The following is an 18,957-nucleotide window of genomic DNA, read 5'->3' as shown; positions in this document are numbered from 1 at the left end:
TTATTTGTTTTTGTAAGCTGCTATTATGCTTTGTCCATCTTTATTTTTATTTTTTAAAACTCTTTTAAAAAATTTAGTAGACAATATTCCATCAAAAATATTTATAATTTTATTAATCCTATGATGGGTTAGTGATTGATCTACTAATTTAATTTTTCTAAAAATAAGTGAATTTAACAACCAATACTTAGAAGAACTAACAGCTAATTTATAGTGACTCTTTTGTAAAGACTCATTATGGATTTCAATTTCTGTAAATTTATGAATTTCTGCAATTTTTTCTAATTGTTTTCTTTTCCATAGAATCGTATGATGTGGAGGAAGGTTAAAAGTGTAATTTGGATACCTACTTATAAAAGACTCGTTATTTGGAACAGCAACAACAAAAACTCCTCCTTTTTTTAAAACTTCTTTTATGGAATTTAAAAAAGTTTTAGTTTCTGTTAAATGCTCTAAAACTTGAAAACTAACAACAACATCATACAAGTTTTTATTACTTTCTGCATGTTCTTGTATAGTTTCTTTTATTACATTTATTCCTTTTTCTTTTGCAATTTCTACAGCCTTAGTGCTTAATTCTAATCCTGTATAATCTATAGCTATGTCTGTTTTATCTTTTAAAATACCAATACCAGAACCAACATCTAATACTTTAAAACCTGGTTTAAAAAATTGTTGGACATAATCGTATTCCGTTTTTCCAGGATGCTCATAATACCAATTTTGCTTTCCTAACTCTGAATAAAAAGCATCATCACCAGCATATTTAGGATCAAAAAAAACTAAACCGCAATTATTACAAGTATAATTATAAATATCTTCTTCGTTAAAGATTCTTTCTACATCATAAAAAGGCTTCCATATTTTTATTAAATCGTCTCTTGAGGCAACTCTTTTTTTAGTTGTATTTTTTGATAAACAAAGTAAGCATTCCATTATTTTATAATTAAAAATTTAGACACAGATTTTAGTTTTAGATTGTTAAATTGAATATCTGATAGGTCTTCTATAACAATTTCTCTATTTCTTTCTTTTAAGAATTTAAGTAATTTTGGGTATGATAAGAACCAATGTGGTAGTTTGGCTTTATAAGTTGGTACATCTTGTATACATAATAGATCTTCATCATCGTTTATAAAAGAAGTTCTATCAATAATTATATGAGGTATTGATGTTTTTAGCAAGTCATCTAATATCAAGTATGGGTTTTCTAAATATTGAAGTACACTATTTAGTAAAATAACGTTAGGGTTCCTTTCGGAAATACATTCTTTTATATTGAAAAAGAAACTTAAATTTTTATTAGAAAAATCTTTTTTACCAACTTCTACAAAAGATTTTTGTTCCACTACACTCCATTCAAACTTCTTTGTATTATTAAAAAATAATTTATTCTGAAAATATTTACTTCCAAGACTTCCTCCAAAATCTAAAACGGATAACTGATTATTATTTTGAATACAAACATGTTGTAAAGCTGCTACAATTTTCCAATCATAATTCATTTTTTTAAAAGCTACTGAATCTCTTTCAAAAGCAGCTTCACCATTTTTAACCTTTAGCAGTGCTTCTCTGCATAAATTTAAAATAAAATCTGAATCATAACTAGTACTTTCTTTAAGGCTTTCCTCCCAAGTTTTAAAAGTTTTACTCCAAACACTTAAGTCTTTCTCTTTATTATGGAATCGTTTTTTAATCTTTTTTAATAAACTCATTTAATTAGTATATTTTTTAAAAACATCAAATGAAGAATAAGGATCCGCATTAAATATTGAGATATTTTTTTTCTCAGCATATTCCTTTAAATCTTCATATTGCTTATAAAGATTATAAACATTATATAAATACTCTTTAGGAAAAGGGTATGTTTGTTCTTCATAACTAATTTTTATACCATTTTTTTTAAGATAATATTCTAGAGAGGGTTTGTCATGGCTATAAAAGTGAGTGTATTTTTCTACTTGTTGCCAATCATGTTTAATACCAAGCAACAATATAGTCTTAAATTCGAGATATATAGCTAGCTGCAATCCAACAAGAGAAACACTTTGAGGAGAAATAATTTTTTTTCTAAAATTTATTGGAAAAGTTCCTCCTGTTGAATAATAAAATAGTTCTCTATTTTTAAATGCTTTTTCTGCTAAATATTTATTTTTTCTATGTAAAAGTATTTTCGTTTTTGAAGGAAGTCTAGAATCACATCTTTTTAACCAATTTAAAAAAACTTCATCTGTAATTGGAGGATGAGAACCAGCAAATACATGACAATTTGGTGCTATTAAATCAATATCTTGATGTTCAAAAAAATTACCCAAAGAAATTTTATAACAATCCTTATAGTCTTGTAAGTTAATTTTATTTATTGAATTATGAGTGCCTAATACTACAACCTTTTTTGAATTATTATTTACATTGTAATTAAACTCAAATGGTTTTGTATAAATTCTTTTTAAAATTCTTTTTATCATACTATAAATTTCGGGTCTAATATAGCAACGTTATTAGCTCTGTTGATACCTCCAGTGCCCCAAAAATCGCCAGAAATTACTTCAAAAGAAAAAGCATTTAATAATAAGTCTATTCTATTAACCGATATTCTTCCATTTTGGATAACCATATCAACAGTATATTTACCTCCTCTTAAGGGTAATCTATCAAATTCTAAGCTAAAGGAATTTGTTTTATATAGCGACTGAAAATTAACTCCTATTTCATCAGAATAAATATCTACTATTTTAACTTCTTTATAATCTTTAATTACAAAACCAATTTCTAATCCTTCTAAATTAATTTTTTTATTGAAAAAAATATCAATAGTAAATTTTGCATATTCTCCAGATATAAAATCATTTACAAGTTTACCATCATTATTTAAAAGTCTAAAGTCAGAAAAAATAATATCTCCAGTACCAATTCTATCTTCTCTGTTTTTAAGTTTAATTTTATTATCACTTTCATTAGACAAGTACCTCTCAATACATTCATCAATAGATCCTAAATAACTTAATTTTCCTTTATCTAAAATAATTCCTCTATTGCAAAGGTTTTTTATTGCTGCCATATTATGACTTACAAACAATACAGTTCTACCATCATTGCCAGAAATATCTTGCATTTTACCAATGGCTTTTTTCTGAAATTCTGCATCACCAACTGCCAATACTTCATCTACAATTAAAATATCTGGCTCTAAATGTGCAGCTACTGCAAATGCCAAACGCACTGTCATACCACTTGAATAACGTTTTACAGGAGTGTCTATATAACGTTCGCAGCCTGAAAAAGAAACAATTTCATCTAATTTAGATTGTATCTCTTTTTTAGTCATTCCTAAAATTGCTCCATTTAAAAAGATATTTTCTCTTCCTGTCATTTCTGGATGAAATCCAGTACCTACTTCTAATAAAGAAGCTATTCTTCCTTTAGATTTTATAGAACCTTTAGTTGGCCCTGTAACTTTAGAAAGTATTTTTAATAAGGTGGATTTTCCTGCACCATTTTTACCGATAATACCTAATACTTCTCCTCTTTTTACTTCAAAATTTATATTTTCTAATGCCCAAACATATTCAGATTTTCCTTTAGAAGCTCTATCATTACTTTCGCCTATTTTTAAATAAGGGTCTTCTTTACCCCTAATTTTAGCAAAAAAACGATTTAAATCGTGACTAATGGTTCCTGTTCCAACAGTTCCTAACCTGTATTGTTTGGATAAATTTTCGACTTTTAAAATTATTTCTGAGCTCATATTAAATAGTATCTATAAAAGTCTTTTCAGTCTTATTAAAAACTGCCAATCCAAGAATAAAAATTAGCAAAGAAATGGCTGTCATGTATAAAATATCACTCATATTTACATTTGTACCTAAAGTAGGAAAAACAATATTTCTAAAGTTTTCTATAACAGCAGTCATAGGATTGTATTCTATAAAACTTATTGCTAAAGGATACTCTTTTAAACCTCTTTTTGCAGCTTCTATAGGATAAACCACTGCAGATAAATACATTAATAATTGAACACCAAAAGCAACCAAAAACGATAAATCTCTATATTTTGTTACCATAGATGAAATAATCATCCCTAAACCTAAACCCAATGCTCCCATTGATAAAAAAAGAAAAGGCAAATAAATTAAATTTAATGTTAGGCTAAAATCTATTTTATCATTCAAAAAATAATAGCAATAAAATGAGATAAAAATTAAAAGTTGAATACCAAATTTTAGAAAATTTGAAAATATGGTTGACAATGGCATGATAACTCTTGGAAAATAAACCTTACCAAAAATGGATTCGTTTTTTTTAAAAGTATCAGACGTTTCTGTTAAACAGTCTTTAAAATAATTCCAAGCAGTAATACCACCTAAATTAAATAAAAAAGAGGGGATACCATTTGTAGAAATGCTTGCTATATTATTAAAAATTAATGTAAAAATAACAGAAGTAAACAATGGTTGTATAATATACCAAAGTGGTCCTAAAACTGTTTGTTTGTACTTGGTGACAACATCTCTTTTAACAAATAAGACCAATAAATCTTTATATTGCCAAATCTCTTTTAAATTTAGGCTAAATAAACTTTTCTTTGGAGTAATCTCGAAAAGCCATTTCTCTTGCTGCATATATAAATTTTATATCTTAACAAATATAAATTATTTTAACAGAATTCATATTATTTTTCGCTGAATCGTATTATTTTTACGTTAGAAAAATACTACTAAGATTTGACCAACAAAAAAAACATACAAATAGTTCCTTATCAACCAGAATATGCGAATCATTTTTACAATTTAAATGTGGCTTGGTTAAAAAAATACTTTTATGTAGAGCCTTATGATGAAAAGGTTTTAAGCAACCCACAGAAATATGTGATTGAACCTGGAGGTTTTATTTTTTTTGCTAAATATAATAACGAAATTGTAGGTGTGGTATCACTCATTAACCAAAATACTTTTTTTGAATTAAGTAAAATGGCGGTTTTACCAAAATATCAAGGTCTAAAAATTGGCATACAATTAATGGAATTTTGTATAGATTTTGCAAGAAAACAAAAATGGAAAAGTATTACCCTATATTCTCATAGAAAGCTAGTACCTGCAATAAATCTATATCTAAAAATGGGATTTAAAGAAATTCCTTTAGAAGAAAATTCGCATTATGAAAGGTCTGATATAAAAATGATTCTGAAATTCAAATAGAAAGATTCTGAAACAAGTTCAGAACTAGAGAAAACTTAGAATAGCCAATTCATATCCTTTTAGTCCAAAACCAAATAAAACACCTTTTGCATTTGGTGCTATGTAGCTATGATGTCTAAATTCTTCGCGAGCGTGTACATTAGAAATATGTAATTCTATAACTGGTGCTTCGATTGCTTTAACTGCATCTGCAATACCTACAGATGTATGTGTATATGCAGCAGCATTTAGAATAATTCCATCATAATTAAAACCGACTTCATGAAGTTTATCTATAATTTCTCCTTCTATATTCGATTGATAATAAGAAAGTTCTACATTTTTAAACTTTAACTGTAACTCTTTAAAAAAATCTTCAAAAGTTTTAGAACCATATATTTCTGGTTCTCTTTTTCCTAAAAGATTTAGGTTGGGTCCGTTTATGATGATTAGTTTCATGTATTTTTTAATTATTTAAAAGGTAAATATCATATATTTTTTTATATTTGAATATATAATTTTAAAAATAAAATATTATGAAAAAAATCTTGGCATCAGCTTTATTGCTTTTCGCATTTAGTATCACAAATGCACAAACAAACGTTATCAAAGCAAATCCTTTAGGTCTGGCATTCGGAATTGCAAATGCGGGTTATGAGTTTTCTACTAAAGACTCTCAAACAGCTACTATTTCTGGTATTTACTTCAATGTTGCAGATATTTCTGGTCTTGGGGTTGGTGCAGAATATAGGTTTTATTTTGATGGTGTAGCAATTAGAGGGTGGCATGCAGGACCAAGTGTAGGTTATTTTTCTCTAGAAGATAATTCTAATAACTCTGCTTCAGTTTTTAGTGTTGGAGGAGAAATTGGTCACCAATGGATTTTTGGAGAACATTTTGCTTTAGATCTCTTTGCTGGAATAGGTTTTAATACTGGTGGAGATTCTTTATCTGGATTAAATTCTACAGCAGCAACATTAGGTGTATCTATTGGTTATGCTTGGTAAAAGCTATTTTAACAACATTATAAAAACCATCCTTTTAAGGGTGGTTTTTTATTTTCAAAAAACTAGATAAAATGAAATGGCAAAATGCAATAAAAGATTATCAACTTTATCTTAAAATAGAAAGAGGCTTGTCTCAAAATACAATAGATAGTTATGCTAGAGATTTGCATAAGTTAGCATCTTATTTAGAAGTAAATGATATTAACCTCTCTCCTATTTCTATTGATGAAAATACGATTCAACAATTTATTTATACGATTGCAAAAGAAATAAACCCAAGAAGTCAGGCTAGAGTTATTTCTGGTTTGCGTAGTTTTTTTGATTATTTAATTTTTGAAAAATACAGAGAAACAAACCCTACAGATTTATTAGAAACTCCAAAAATTGGTCGCAAACTACCTGATACACTTTCTGAAGATGAAATTACTAAGCTAATTGCTGCTATTGATTTAAGTCATCCTCAAGGAGAAAGAAATAGAACCATTTTAGAAACTATTTATAGTTGTGGTTTGCGTGTTAGCGAACTTATAAACTTAAAAATTTCTGATTTATTTTTTGATGAAGGTTTTGTAAAAGTTATGGGTAAAGGAAATAAACAACGTTTTGTGCCTATTCATTACAAGGCACAAAAATATATTTTGTTTTATTTAAACGATATTAGAATTCATATTAAACCTCAAAAAGGGTTTGAAGACATCGTCTTTTTAAATAGACGTGGAAAAGGGTTGACAAGACAAATGATTTTTATGATTTTAAAGGATTTAGCCATAAAAATAAATTTAAATAAAAAAATAAGTCCACATACATTAAGACATTCTTTTGCAACACATTTATTAAAAAATGGTGCAGATTTAAGAGCTATTCAGCAAATGCTAGGTCATGAAAGCATCACTACAACAGAAGTATATGTGCATTTAGACAAAAGCTATTTAAAGCAAGTTGTAGAAACATATCACCCTAGAAAATAAATAATCCTGCAAAAAGCAGGATTATTTATTTATTTATTTATTTATTTTGAATTCTAAATTTTTACTTTGCCACGTTTACAGCTCTTGTTTCTCTAATAACTGTAACTTTTACTTGACCAGGATATGTCATATCATTTTGTATTTTTTGAGAAATTCCGAAAGACAATTCTGCAGCTTTTGCATCATTTACTTTCGTACTTTCTACCATAACACGTAATTCACGTCCAGCTTGAATTGCATAAGCTTTCTGAACTCCAGAAAAACCAAAAGCAATATTTTCTAAATCTTTTAAACGTTGTATGTACGAATCTAAAACTTGACGTCTTGCACCTGGTCTTGCACCAGAAATAGCATCACAAACTTGTACTATTGGCGATATTAAACTTTTCATTTCTATTTCATCATGGTGAGCCCCAATTGCATTACATACATCTGGTTTTTCTCCATATTTCTCTGCCCATTGCATTCCTAAAAGTGCGTGAGGAAGCTCACTTTCTGTATCAGGAACTTTACCAATATCATGTAATAAACCTGCACGTTTGGCAACTTTAGAATTTAATCCCATTTCAGATGCCATAATACCACAAAGATTGGCAACTTCTCTAGAGTGCTGTAGCAAATTTTGTCCATAAGAAGAACGGTATTTCATTCTTCCTACAGTTTTAATCAACTCAGGATGCAAACCATGAATCCCTAAATCAATTACTGTTCTTTTACCAACTTCTATAATTTCTTGTGTAATTTGTTTTTCGGTTTTCTTAACAACTTCTTCAATTCTTGCAGGATGTATTCTACCATCTGTAACCAATTTATGCATAGACAAGCGTGCAATTTCTCTACGAACTGGATCAAAACAAGATAAAATTATAGCCTCTGGAGTATCATCAACAATAATTTCTACACCTGTTGCTGCTTCTAAAGCTCTAATATTTCTTCCTTCTCTACCAATAATTCTACCTTTTACATCATCAGACTCTAAGTTAAAAACGGAAACACAATTTTCTACTGCTTGCTCTACTCCAACTCTTTGTATCGTTCCTAAAACAACTTTTCTTGCCTCTTGTTCTGCTGTTAATTTTGCTTCTTCTATAGAAGTTTGTACAAAAGCCATTGCTTCTGTTTTTGCCTCATCTTTTAAAGTAGAAACCAATTCTTTTTTTGCTTCATCTGCAGATAAACCAGAGATTTGTTCTAACATATCTACATGACGATTGTGCATTTTTTCTAACTCGCCTTCCTTTTTATCTAAAAAATCTAGTTTGTTATTGTAGTCATTTTCTTTTTGCTCTAAAGATTTGTTTAAACGCTTATTCTTATCAACTTCAGATGCAACTTGAGATTCTCTATCTCTTATTCTTTTTTCTACATCAGAAATTTTCTTTTCTCTAGCTAAAATTACTTTTTCGTGTTCAGATTTAAGCTCTATAAACTTTTCTTTAGCTTGTAATATTTTATCTTTTTTTATTGATTCTGCATCAATTTTAGCTTCTTTTAGAATAGTGGCTGCCTCTTTTCTAGTACCATTAAGCATTTTTTTTCCTCTTGCTTTTTGCATAGCATTTGCAATTAAAAACCCAATTACTATTCCTATAATTGCTGCCATAATTGGCAGTATAATTCCATCCATAATTTTAATTTGATATGTGATACTTTTTAAAATCAAAAAAAGTTTAATTCTTTTTTTAAAACTAAAAAGCATAAAAAAAGCCTACATTAGTGTGGTTTTTATAAACTCCATTATTACAGGTTTAGGACTAACTAGTTGATCAAGTATTCGCTTGATACTAAAATAAATTAGCATCTACGACTCGCTTTAGCAACTAAGACTTATCCTTTATAATAGATTCTTGTTGAGTTTATCAAACAAATTACTAACGTAGGCAGTGTGTTGTTAATGTATATTTTAAAGAACTTATTCTAAATGAGAATTAACTTTATCTGTTAACTCTTTTATTTTATTTACTACTTCTCTGTTAGTGGAATCTTTTTCTAAACTAGAAATTTCTACTTTAGAAGCAAATTGCAAAGCACACATAGCTAAAACATCTTGTTTGTCGCTAACTGCATAGTTTTGCTCATACATTGCAATTAATTTGTTAATAGCATTTGCTGCTTTTCTCATACCTTCTTCTTCTTGAGTATTGTTTACACTCAAAGGATAGGTTCTACCTGCTATAACAACATTAATTTTAAGTTTTCCCACTATTTAAAAGAACTTTACTCTTGTAATTGAATTATACATTTATCAATTTCGCGAATTAAAGCATTTATTTTGAGTTTTGTATCTTTTGTATTTGTACTACTGCCTTCTATAGTTTTTGCAATTTTTAACAAATCGTACTCTTTTTTTTGAGTTGCTAACTGTTGCTCTTTTTCTAATAATTGATGTTGTAATTTAGTTGTACTTTGAAGCAAAACATCATTCTCATTCTTTAAAAATTCATAATTAGAAAGTAGTTGTTTTAACTTATCTTCTAATAAATGAATTACTTCTATTGTATTACTCATCTAAATTATTAGAATAAAACTATATCTACAAAGTTAACAATCTGTTTTAAATTTTACAACATTTTGTTGCTTTTTTACTAATATACTGAAAACAAACAGATTAATAAAAAAATGTTTTTTACTATTTTTACACAAAATAATTGCGTTTTGAAATATTCTTTATTGCTACTCATCATTTTATCTTCTTTTTTAGGGTTTTCTCAAGAAAAATACCCAAAAGATTATTTTAGAAATCCTTTAGGTATTCCAACAGTTTTAGCTGGTACTTTTGGAGAATTAAGGTCGAATCACTTTCATTCTGGAATAGATATAAAAACTCAAGGTAAAGAAGGTTTAAAAATTTATGCTGCTGCAGATGGTTTTGTATCTAGAATAAAAGTGGCACAATTTGGCTTTGGAAAGGCAATTTATATTACACACCCAAATGGATATACTACAGTGTATGCGCACTTAAGCAAATATGCTGATGATATCGAAAAATATATAAAATCTATTCAATATAAAAAAGAGAATTACCAAACAGGTAATCTTTATTTTAAGAAAAATAAATTTCCAGTTAAAAAAGGACAAGTAATTGCTTTTTCTGGTGATACTGGTAGTTCTGGTGGCCCACACTTACATTATGAAATTAGAAATACAAAGACCGAAAATATTATAAATCCTTTACTTTTTGGTTTAAAGGTTGCAGACGATAAACACCCCGTTTTTCAATCTTTAAAAATATATCCTCTAACTACAGATTCTAGAATTAACAACCAAAATAAATCATTTATTCTATCTTTAAAATCTACAGGAGTTGGAAGCTATAAAGCTAACAGAATTTCTGCTGCAGGAACCATAGGTTTTGCTGTTAATGTTTTTGACAGATTAAATAAAGCACCCAATAAAAATGGAATTTATAGCTTAGAAATGCTTGTAAATGGTAAAAGATATTATTATCATGATGTTACAACATTTTCTTTTGCAGAAAGTAAATTTATCAATTTACACATTGATTATCAGCAACTTAAGGAATACAAAAGAAGGTATCAAAAAACATATAAAGAATTTCCCAACAAACTTTCTACCTATAAAGATTTAATCAATAATGGAAAAGTACATATTAAAAATGGATTAAGTTACACTATAGAAATCATTGCAAAAGACTATAAAGGAAATAGAAGTTCTATAAAAATACCTGTAGTTGGTAAAGAAAGTAATACTATTTTTACCCAACCAAAAGATACTACAGCTTATAAAATAGTGGCAAAAAAGTTTCAGAAATTTACAAATAAAAACGTTACAATTGCATTTCCAAAAAACACATTTTATAAAGATGTTTTTTTAGATTTTAAAGTAGAAAATGGAATTGCAAAAATTCATAATCCAAGTATCCCTTTAGATAAAAATTACACATTAACTTTTGATGTTTCTAAGTATTCAGAAACAGAAAAACAACAATTATATATAGCAAATTTAGCATATCCAAAATACCCAAGGTATCAATATACAAGAAAAAAAGATAGTACCTTTTATACCACAACAAAGACTTTGGGCAATTATACTTTAAAATCTGACAAAACAAAACCTACAATAAAAATTTTGTACTTTAAAGACCAACAATGGATTTCCAAAAGAAAAACCCTAAAAGTAAAAATTTATGATAAAGATTCTGGTATAAAAAACTGGAGAGCAACTATTGATGGAAAATGGGTTTTAATGCAATACAACCACAAGAAAAAAATATTAACTTATAATTTTAGCGATAAAAAATTGCTTGGTAGCAAACATATCTTTAAAATTGTAGTCTCGGACAATGTTGGAAATACGAATACAGTTTCTACAACGTTCTTTAAAAAACAAGTAAACTAATCTACGTGAAAAAAGTTTTCCTATTCTTATTCTTTTTACCTCTATTTGCTTTTGCTCAAAAAACAACAATTCTTAAAGGAACTGTTAAAAACAAAGACAAACAACCCATAGAAGGGGTTTCTGTAAAGTACAATACAACAGGAACCACCACAGATAAAAACGGTAACTATAGCATTAGAATACCTTACAAACAAGAAATAACAGTTGTTTTTAGGCATATCTCTTACAGAACTTTTTCAAAAAAACTTACTGCAACTAGTAGAAATACAATTCGATTTTCGCCAATTTTAACATCAAACACAGAACAATTAGATGAAATTATTGTCAAAGACAACAAAAAAGATGCGCAAGGACTTAAAAACATCAACATAAAAACCGTAAAAAATGTTATTGGTCCAAATGCAGGTGTAGAAAATACTTTAATGACTTTACCTGGCGTAAATAACAACAACGAATTAAGTACTCAATACAATGTAAGAGGTGGTAATTTTGATGAAAATTTAGTCTACGTAAACGGAATTGAAATCTACAGACCTTTTTTAATTAGATCTGGTCAGCAAGAAGGCTTGAGTTTTATCAACCCAAATATGGTGAGAAATATTGTTTTTTCTGCTGGGGGTTTCCAAGCTAAATATGGAGACAAATTGTCCTCTGTTTTAGACATTACTTATAGAAAACCTACTGAAGTAGCTACAACTATAGAAGGTAGTTTTTTAGGTGGTAGTGTAACTTTCGAAGCTCCAATTAATAAAAACCTAACTTCTATTAGTAGTTTTAGATATAGAGACAATAGCTTATTTGTAAATAGCAAACAAATAGAAACTAATTTTAGACCTCGTTTTATAGACTTTCAAACTTTTTTAGAATATAGTGCCTCAGATTATTTACGTTTTAAATTTTTAGGGAACTTTTCTTTAAATAATTACAACTACAAACCTTTATCTAGAAGAACTCGTTTTGGTACAGTTGCAAATCCGCTAGAATTGATTGTTTTTTATAGTGGCCAAGAAGAAGATAATTACTTAACTACATTTGGCGCATTTTCTACAGAATATGAGGTAAACGATTATTTAACACTAAATGCCACTGTTTCTAGATATAACACCCAAGAAGAAGAGCATTTTGACATTGCTGCACAATATAATTTAGGTGAAGTAGATACCAATATTGGTTCTGAAAACTTTGGAGAAGTTGAATTTTCTCAAGGAATTGGTTCGCAATTAAACCATGCTAGAAACGACTTAGATGCCTTAATTACCAATGTACAAGTAAGAGGAACTTATAAAGTAGATAGAATGCAGTTTGATTTTGGTGCAAAATATCAAAAAGAAGATGTTAGAGACAGAATTAGAGAATGGGAAGTGATTGATTCTTTGGGCTTTTCAATTCGTCCTCCAAACCATACTATAAAAAATGACCAACCTTATGCCCCATTTGAAGGACCAATTACTCCTTTTCAAAACATTAGAGAAAATAATAATGTACAAATAAATAGAATTTCTGGTTACGCACAATTTGGAGAGCGTTTAAATTGGAATAGCAACGAAGTTTGGTATAATATAGGAATTAGAGCTCAACATTGGACAGTAACAGGAAATGGAATTTCTAGTAAAGGACAAACAATTATTAGCCCAAGAGCACAATTTGCAATAAAACCAAATTGGGAAGATGATATGTTGTTTAGAGCATCTGCAGGATGGTACTCACAACCTCCTTCTTATAGAGAATTAAGAGATTTTAATGGCAAATTAAATGTTGATGTAAAAGCACAAAAATCTATTCATTTTGTATTAGGGATGGATTACAGCTTTACAATGTGGGATAGACCATTTAAATTTACAGCAGAAACCTATTACAAAGACCTATCTAATGTAAATGCATATACAGTAGATAATGTTAGAATTAGATATAGAGCAGATAATAATGCTACTGCTTATGCACAAGGATTGGATTTACGCTTAAATGGCGAATTTGTTCATGGTAGTGATAGTTGGGTAAGTTTAGGATATTTAAAAACAGAAGAAAACATAGATCACAGAGGAAATATTTCCAGACCTTCTGATCAACGTATTAAATTTGGAATTTTATTTCAAGATTATGTACCTAATTTGCCAGATTTAAAAGCCTATTTAAATTTGGTTTACAACACTGGTGTTCCTGGTGGATCTCCTGCTTATGCAGATGTGTATCAATTTCAAGGGCGTTTAAGAGATTACAAACGTGCAGACTTAGGAGTATCTTATATTTTTACTGATGCCAATAAGAGATTTTCTTCAGGATGGTTGTCTAAATTTAAAGAGTTATCTGCAGGTTTAGAACTTTTTAATATGTTTGACATTCAAAATTCTATAACCAACACTTGGGTAAGAGATGTGTATTCTAAAAACCAATTTGGAATCCCTAATTTTATGACTGGGAGAGTTTTAAACTTTAAAATAGCCATGAAACTATAAAAAAAGAGCTGATTTGCATCAACTCTTTTTCTAATTTCTAAATATACTTTTCCTTTTTAATTTTTAATCAATTTAGTGTTTATAAAACCTTTGTCTGTTGTAACTTTTATAAAATAGATTCCTTTAGATAAATTATCAATATCTAAAAAGCCATCTTTTGATGTAATTAATTGCTTACCAACCAAATTAAAGATTTTAATATTTTTTAACGTTAAATTATTTGACAAATCAACTTGAACACTAGTAGTTGCTGGATTTGGGTAGATGGAAATGTTTTCTTTTAAAAATGATTCATCAACAGATAAAGACTGGCTACAAGAGGTTTTGTAAGAAGCCTGAGCATCTTTTAACCAATTTGTATTTGCGTTGGCATTTGCAACATTATCAACCTCTATACATGTTAAATTTGCATTCCCAGTAACATCTAGCTTTAATAAATTTGTATTTGCACCATTTTTAACATTAACAGTAGTTAATTTATTATTATTTGCAATTAACTCTGTAATGCTTGTTATTTGAGAAATATCTATTTCTGCTATTAAATTATTTGAAACATTTAATACCTTTAGTTTATTAGAACTTCTTTGTAAACTTCTTTTTTTACCTGAAATTCTTGAAGAAACAATTACTGTATTTGCGTTTAACAAACTACTTATATCTGTAATTGTATTTCCAGAAACATTTATACTTGCTGCATTTGTAAAAGCTTCTAAACCTGTAACATCTGTAATATTCTTACCACTTAAATCTAAATTTCCAGTAAATGCTTGAGCTTCTTGGTAAGTAATCATTCCATCACCATCATCATCTAAACCAGGTATAGCAACAATTGCAGTTTCTAAAACAGGGTCTTCTGTATACACTTCCCATTCTGCATTACAATCTGTATTATAATTTGCTGTAGCATCTTTTTTTGTCCAATTAGTATTAGAAAAAGATACATTATCTACAGTAATACATTTTAAATCTGGATTACCAGAGATATCAAAATCTGTAATATTAGAATTCGCACCATTTTTAAGATAAGCTCTTTCTATTTTATTATTTTGTAGATGTAGTTTAATTAATGCTGGGTTGTTATTTATATCTACATTAACTATAGAATTGTTGTTTGCAATGAACTCTTTTAACAGTGTGTTTTTGGTAATGTCTATTCCTGTAAGTTTACAATTATTTACCAACAACCTTGTTAAGGCTAAATTTTTACTTACGTTTAATTTTGAAATATTTGTAGAGAACATATCTATTCTGTCTAAAAGTGGGTTGTTAGATACATCTAAAGTTGTAATTGAGTTCTCTCCTGCTCTTAAATCTGTTAGTTTTTTATTTTTAGAAATATCTAAACTGCTTAATTTATTTGCTGATACATACAATCTACTCAACTCTGTTAACATTGTTACATCTATTGTAGTTAATTGTGTTTGCCAAAGATGAATTCTCCATAATTTTAAATTATTAGATAAATCTAAACTTGTAATTTTAGAGTTTTTATCTAAGTTAAATTGTTCTAACAATGTGTTAGAAGAAAAATCTACAGTAGATAAATCATTATCTCCCAACCACAATCTCTTTAGTCCTACATTTGAAGAAACATCTAAAGAAGTTAGTTTGTTTTCAAAGGCGTAAATAGCTTGTAGTTTAGTTAACCCTGTTACATTTAATGATGCTAGTTCATTATTTCCTGCATTTAGCCAATCTAATTCTGTATTTGCGCTCAAATCTAAAGAAGTTAACTTATTATTAGTTACATCTAAAAATGTTAGTTTTGTGTTTTTAGAGACATCTAATGTTGTTAATTTATTTCCTTTAAAATTGATGGATGGAATATTGATAAATGCTTCTATACCTGTTGCATCAGAAATACCCAAACCTTCTCCTGTTAAAGGAAAATTTACTGCTTCTGCTTCAAAAACCTGAATCTCATTATCTCCATTCGTATTAACTTGTGGAACAGCTAACAACGCATTTTTCATAATTGCATCTGGTATATTTACAATAGCAGCAGTTGTTGTAAACCCACAATCTGTATTGTACACAGATGCATTGTCTACATTTGTCCAATTAGATGTTGCATAAGAAACATCTTCTACTTGTACACAAGTTAATTTTGGACTATTGTTTAAATTCAATGTTTTTATATTTTGGTTAGCACTATTTTTAAGATTCATTTTTGTTAACTCAGAATTATTAGCAGCATCTAAATTTGCTAAAAGCGGATTTGCTCCAAAATCTATTTCCGTTAACATAGATTCCCACATAAAAACATCTTTTAATTTCGTGTTTTTAGAAACATCTAAACTTGTTATAGGTGTAAGCCCAATTGCTAAAACTTCTAATTTTTCATTATTAGAAACATCTAAACTAGAAATTGGGTTTCTATTAACATTTAATAATGTTAATGCTGTGTGTTTTGAAATATCTAATGATGGTATTTTTAATCCAGGCAATATAATTTCTCTTAATGCTAAATTGTTAGAAATATTTAAACTAACAATTGTGTTGGTTTCTGAAGCGCCTCCAAAATCATCTGGTTTTCCTGCCAACCATAAAATTTGCATTTTAGGGTTATTAGAAACATCTATACTACTTATTTGGTTATTGTAAATTCTTAAATAATTTAATTCTGGTAGCATTGAAACATCTAATGCTGTTATTTGATTATGGTGCAACCAAACAGATTCTAGTTTAGTATTGTTTTTAAAATCAACAGATGTTAATTTATTTTCTCCAGCCGTAAACCAAATCAAATTTGGAGAATTCGAAGCATTAAGTGTGGTTAATTGATTTCCTGTAACTACCAGTCTTAATAAAGAAGTCATAGAACTAATATCTACAGAAGTTAATTTATTAGACCAAGCATAAAATCTTTCTAATTTTGATTGTGTTCCTAAATTTATAGAAGTCAACTCATTAGTATGTACATACAACCAAACTAAATTTGGGTTGTTAGAAACATCTAAAGTTGTTAACTTATTTTCATGAAGAAATAAATCTTTTAAGTTTGATAGCTTGCTTACATCTACAGTTGTAATTTTATTACGCATAACACCTAATCTTTCTAATAAAATATTATTTGAAACATCTATTCCTGTTAATTGATTATCATTTACAAACAACTCTTTTAATAAAACATTTTTTGATACATCTACTGTAGATAAATTGTTTTTTCCAGCTTCTATTTTGGTTAAATTTATCATCGCTTCTATTCCTGTTAAATTAGAAATAGCGTCTGATACATTTGGAAATTTAACACTATCATTAGCAACATCTACAATTGATAACTCTGTAATTGCAGCTGCTTCTGTCTTTAAAATATTTCCACTTAATCCGTTTGTATCATATCCTAAATCTATTAAAGCTTTTTCGAAATTGGTATCAGGGATTGCCACCAATTCTACTTGGTTATATCCACAATCTGAATTATAGATAGAAGTATTATCTATATTTGTCCAGTTTGATGTGGCATAAGAAACATCATCAACTTGCACACAAGTCAAGTTAGTTGAACCAGAAAAAGTAATTTCTTGCACAAAACTATTAAATCCATTAGATAGGTTTACTTTAGTTAGTGCTGTACAATTATCAGCAAACAATTTTTTTATTTTTTGGTTAGATAAATCTAACTCTGTAATACCAGATTTAGACAATCCTAAATTCCATATTTTAAGATTATTACTTAAATCTATTGATGTTAAATTAGTGTTCTCATTTAACCAAAGTTGTTGTAGCTCTATATTTTTAGATACATCAAGAGTAGAAATTTGAGTGTTTTCGGTGGTCAAGACTCTCATTGCTGTTTGGTTTGTAACATCTAAGCTCGTAAGCGGATTTTTACCAATTGCTAAATTATCTACTTTTGTACTATTGCTTAAATCTACGGTTGCTAATTGATTACCTTCTAACCATAAAATTCTAACTAAAGGGTTTTTAGTTACATCTATTGAAGTTAGCTGATTATCATACAAATACAATCTATCTAATAGAGGGTTTTTTGATAAATCGATTGAAGTGATTTGATTATCTGGAACTTGTAATCTAACCAATTTTGTATTCTTAGTTACATCTAAATAAGTTAATAGATTAGTTCTTAAATATAACTCTGTCAATTCTGTGTTGTTTGTAACATCTATACTTGTAATCTTATTATTAATTGCCCAAAGTTTTTGTAACTTAGAATTCTTAGTTATATCTAATGTAGTAAACTCACTATCGCTAACACCAAACTCTAATAAATTTGGAAGGTTACTTACATCAATGTTTCCTAATTCGTTATCTTGCAGAAATAACCATTTAACTTTTGTTAATCCTGCAATATTTAATGATGTTAAATCAACAGATTGCGAGTTTAAATTAATAGTTTCTATATCTGTATAAGGTGTTGCATCAAAAGTTGAAAATGAATTTTCTCCCAACAATAAGTCCTTTACTCCTGTATGAGCAGTAAAACCTGTTGTAGTTATTTTGTTTTTTCGAGCATCTAAATAGGTTAGTGATAGATTGTTACTAATATCTATATTCGTTAATTGATTGTTACTAATAACCAACCATTTTAATTTGGTGTTTTTAGATAAATCTACAGAGGTTAGCTCATTTCCGCTTACGTTTAATCCTGTAATATTTATAAAAGCTTCAATCCCTGTTAAATCTTTAATGCCTAAGTTATTACCTTTATCTATAGCTTGTGTAATTGCTTCAGCTTCTGAAACTTGAATTTCATTATCTCTATTTGTGTTAATGTTATAGTCATTTAAAAGAGCTTGTTTCATTGCAGCATCAGGAATATTTACATTTTGAGCAGCAAGATTAATTCCCGTAAAAAGAATTATTAAAAAAAATAATTTTGTTTTCATGATAGGTAAGTTTTTATGATATAAAAATAACTTTGAAATTGAGTTTACTTATACCTATGATTAGGTATTTTTAAATGTTTTTTATGTATAGGATTTGTGTTTTTTCTATAAAAATTAGTAAGCTATTGCTAACGTTTTTTACT

The 18,957-nt window shown here is 28.2% G+C and carries 15 protein-coding genes and 1 other RNA gene; 5 read left to right on the top strand and 11 right to left on the bottom strand.

Features of this window, described 5'->3' with window-relative positions; translation table 11 throughout:
* The 5 genes from ACY2RW_RS12610 to ACY2RW_RS12590 are packed head-to-tail and all read right to left on the bottom strand — an operon-like array spanning position 1 to position 4,622.
* Entirely contained in the window at positions 1–936 is a 936-nt protein-coding gene (locus ACY2RW_RS12610; protein ID WP_490123080.1) for a class I SAM-dependent methyltransferase, read from the bottom strand.
* Positions 936–1,715: a methyltransferase, TIGR04325 family gene (locus tag ACY2RW_RS12605; RefSeq protein ID WP_490123079.1), complete on the bottom strand. Its 780-nt coding sequence runs from the start codon at positions 1,713–1,715 to the stop codon at positions 936–938. The genes ACY2RW_RS12610 and ACY2RW_RS12605 overlap by 1 nt, the downstream gene beginning before the upstream one ends.
* A complete protein-coding gene (locus ACY2RW_RS12600; protein WP_490123078.1) occupies positions 1,716–2,468 on the bottom strand; it encodes a hypothetical protein in 753 nt (250 codons plus the stop codon).
* A complete protein-coding gene (locus ACY2RW_RS12595; RefSeq protein ID WP_490123077.1) occupies positions 2,465–3,748 on the bottom strand; it encodes an ABC transporter ATP-binding protein in 1,284 nt (427 codons plus the stop codon). The genes ACY2RW_RS12600 and ACY2RW_RS12595 overlap by 4 nt, the downstream gene beginning before the upstream one ends.
* Position 3,749: 1 nt before the next feature.
* Positions 3,750–4,622 (bottom strand): ABC transporter permease, encoded by an 873-nt coding sequence (locus ACY2RW_RS12590; protein ID WP_490123076.1) that lies wholly within the window; start codon positions 4,620–4,622, stop codon positions 3,750–3,752.
* A 102-nt stretch (positions 4,623–4,724) separates the two neighbouring features.
* Here ACY2RW_RS12590 and ACY2RW_RS12585 point away from each other — a divergent pair, with 102 nt between their 5' ends.
* Positions 4,725–5,198, top strand: coding sequence for a GNAT family N-acetyltransferase (locus ACY2RW_RS12585; RefSeq protein WP_490123075.1), 474 nt, complete (start codon positions 4,725–4,727; stop codon positions 5,196–5,198).
* 24 nt (positions 5,199–5,222) lie between these two features.
* Here ACY2RW_RS12585 and aroQ read toward each other — a convergent pair whose 3' ends face one another.
* Positions 5,223–5,636 carry a type II 3-dehydroquinate dehydratase gene (gene aroQ, locus ACY2RW_RS12580; RefSeq protein ID WP_490123074.1) on the bottom strand — a complete coding sequence of 138 codons (414 nt, stop codon included), beginning with the start codon at positions 5,634–5,636 and terminating at the stop codon, positions 5,223–5,225.
* 77 nt (positions 5,637–5,713) lie between these two features.
* Here aroQ and ACY2RW_RS12575 point away from each other — a divergent pair, with 77 nt between their 5' ends.
* Positions 5,714–6,184 (top strand): DUF3575 domain-containing protein, encoded by a 471-nt coding sequence (locus ACY2RW_RS12575; protein WP_490123073.1) that lies wholly within the window; start codon positions 5,714–5,716, stop codon positions 6,182–6,184.
* Between the two features lie 71 nt (positions 6,185–6,255).
* Positions 6,256–7,152 (top strand): site-specific tyrosine recombinase XerD, encoded by an 897-nt coding sequence (gene xerD, locus ACY2RW_RS12570; RefSeq protein ID WP_490123072.1) that lies wholly within the window; start codon positions 6,256–6,258, stop codon positions 7,150–7,152.
* Between the two features lie 61 nt (positions 7,153–7,213).
* Here the strand turns inward: xerD and rny are convergent, their stop codons facing one another.
* From rny to ACY2RW_RS12550, 4 genes are all read right to left on the bottom strand, one after another.
* Positions 7,214–8,779, bottom strand: a complete 1,566-nt coding sequence (gene rny / locus ACY2RW_RS12565; protein ID WP_490123119.1) for a ribonuclease Y — start codon at positions 8,777–8,779, stop codon at positions 7,214–7,216.
* Between the two features lie 102 nt (positions 8,780–8,881).
* A non-coding RNA gene (ssrS, locus tag ACY2RW_RS12560) (6S RNA) lies at positions 8,882–9,008 on the bottom strand.
* Positions 9,009–9,064: 56 nt separating this feature from the next.
* A complete protein-coding gene (locus ACY2RW_RS12555; RefSeq protein WP_490123071.1) occupies positions 9,065–9,355 on the bottom strand; it encodes a cell division protein ZapA in 291 nt (96 codons plus the stop codon).
* 14 nt (positions 9,356–9,369) lie between these two features.
* Complete coding sequence (locus tag ACY2RW_RS12550) at positions 9,370–9,660, bottom strand: hypothetical protein (RefSeq protein ID WP_490123070.1); 291 nt, start codon at positions 9,658–9,660, stop codon at positions 9,370–9,372.
* Positions 9,661–9,807: 147 nt separating this feature from the next.
* On the opposite strand from ACY2RW_RS12550, the gene ACY2RW_RS12545 reads away from it, so the two are divergent.
* Both ACY2RW_RS12545 and ACY2RW_RS12540 read left to right on the top strand, forming a co-directional pair.
* Complete coding sequence (locus ACY2RW_RS12545) at positions 9,808–11,511, top strand: M23 family metallopeptidase (RefSeq protein WP_490123069.1); 1,704 nt, start codon at positions 9,808–9,810, stop codon at positions 11,509–11,511.
* 5 nt (positions 11,512–11,516) lie between these two features.
* Positions 11,517–13,964, top strand: a complete 2,448-nt coding sequence (locus tag ACY2RW_RS12540) for a TonB-dependent receptor (RefSeq protein WP_490123068.1) — start codon at positions 11,517–11,519, stop codon at positions 13,962–13,964.
* Positions 13,965–14,020: 56 nt separating this feature from the next.
* On the opposite strand, the gene ACY2RW_RS12535 is transcribed toward ACY2RW_RS12540, so the two are convergent.
* Positions 14,021–18,814: a T9SS type A sorting domain-containing protein gene (locus ACY2RW_RS12535; protein WP_490123067.1), complete on the bottom strand. Its 4,794-nt coding sequence runs from the start codon at positions 18,812–18,814 to the stop codon at positions 14,021–14,023.
* Positions 18,815–18,957: the final 143 nt, after the last annotated feature.

The sequence above is a fragment of the Polaribacter sp. 2305UL8-11 genome (assembly GCF_058147165.1).
Note: the sequence above shows the minus strand (reverse complement) of the source record. Positions and strands in the feature narration are given on the sequence as shown.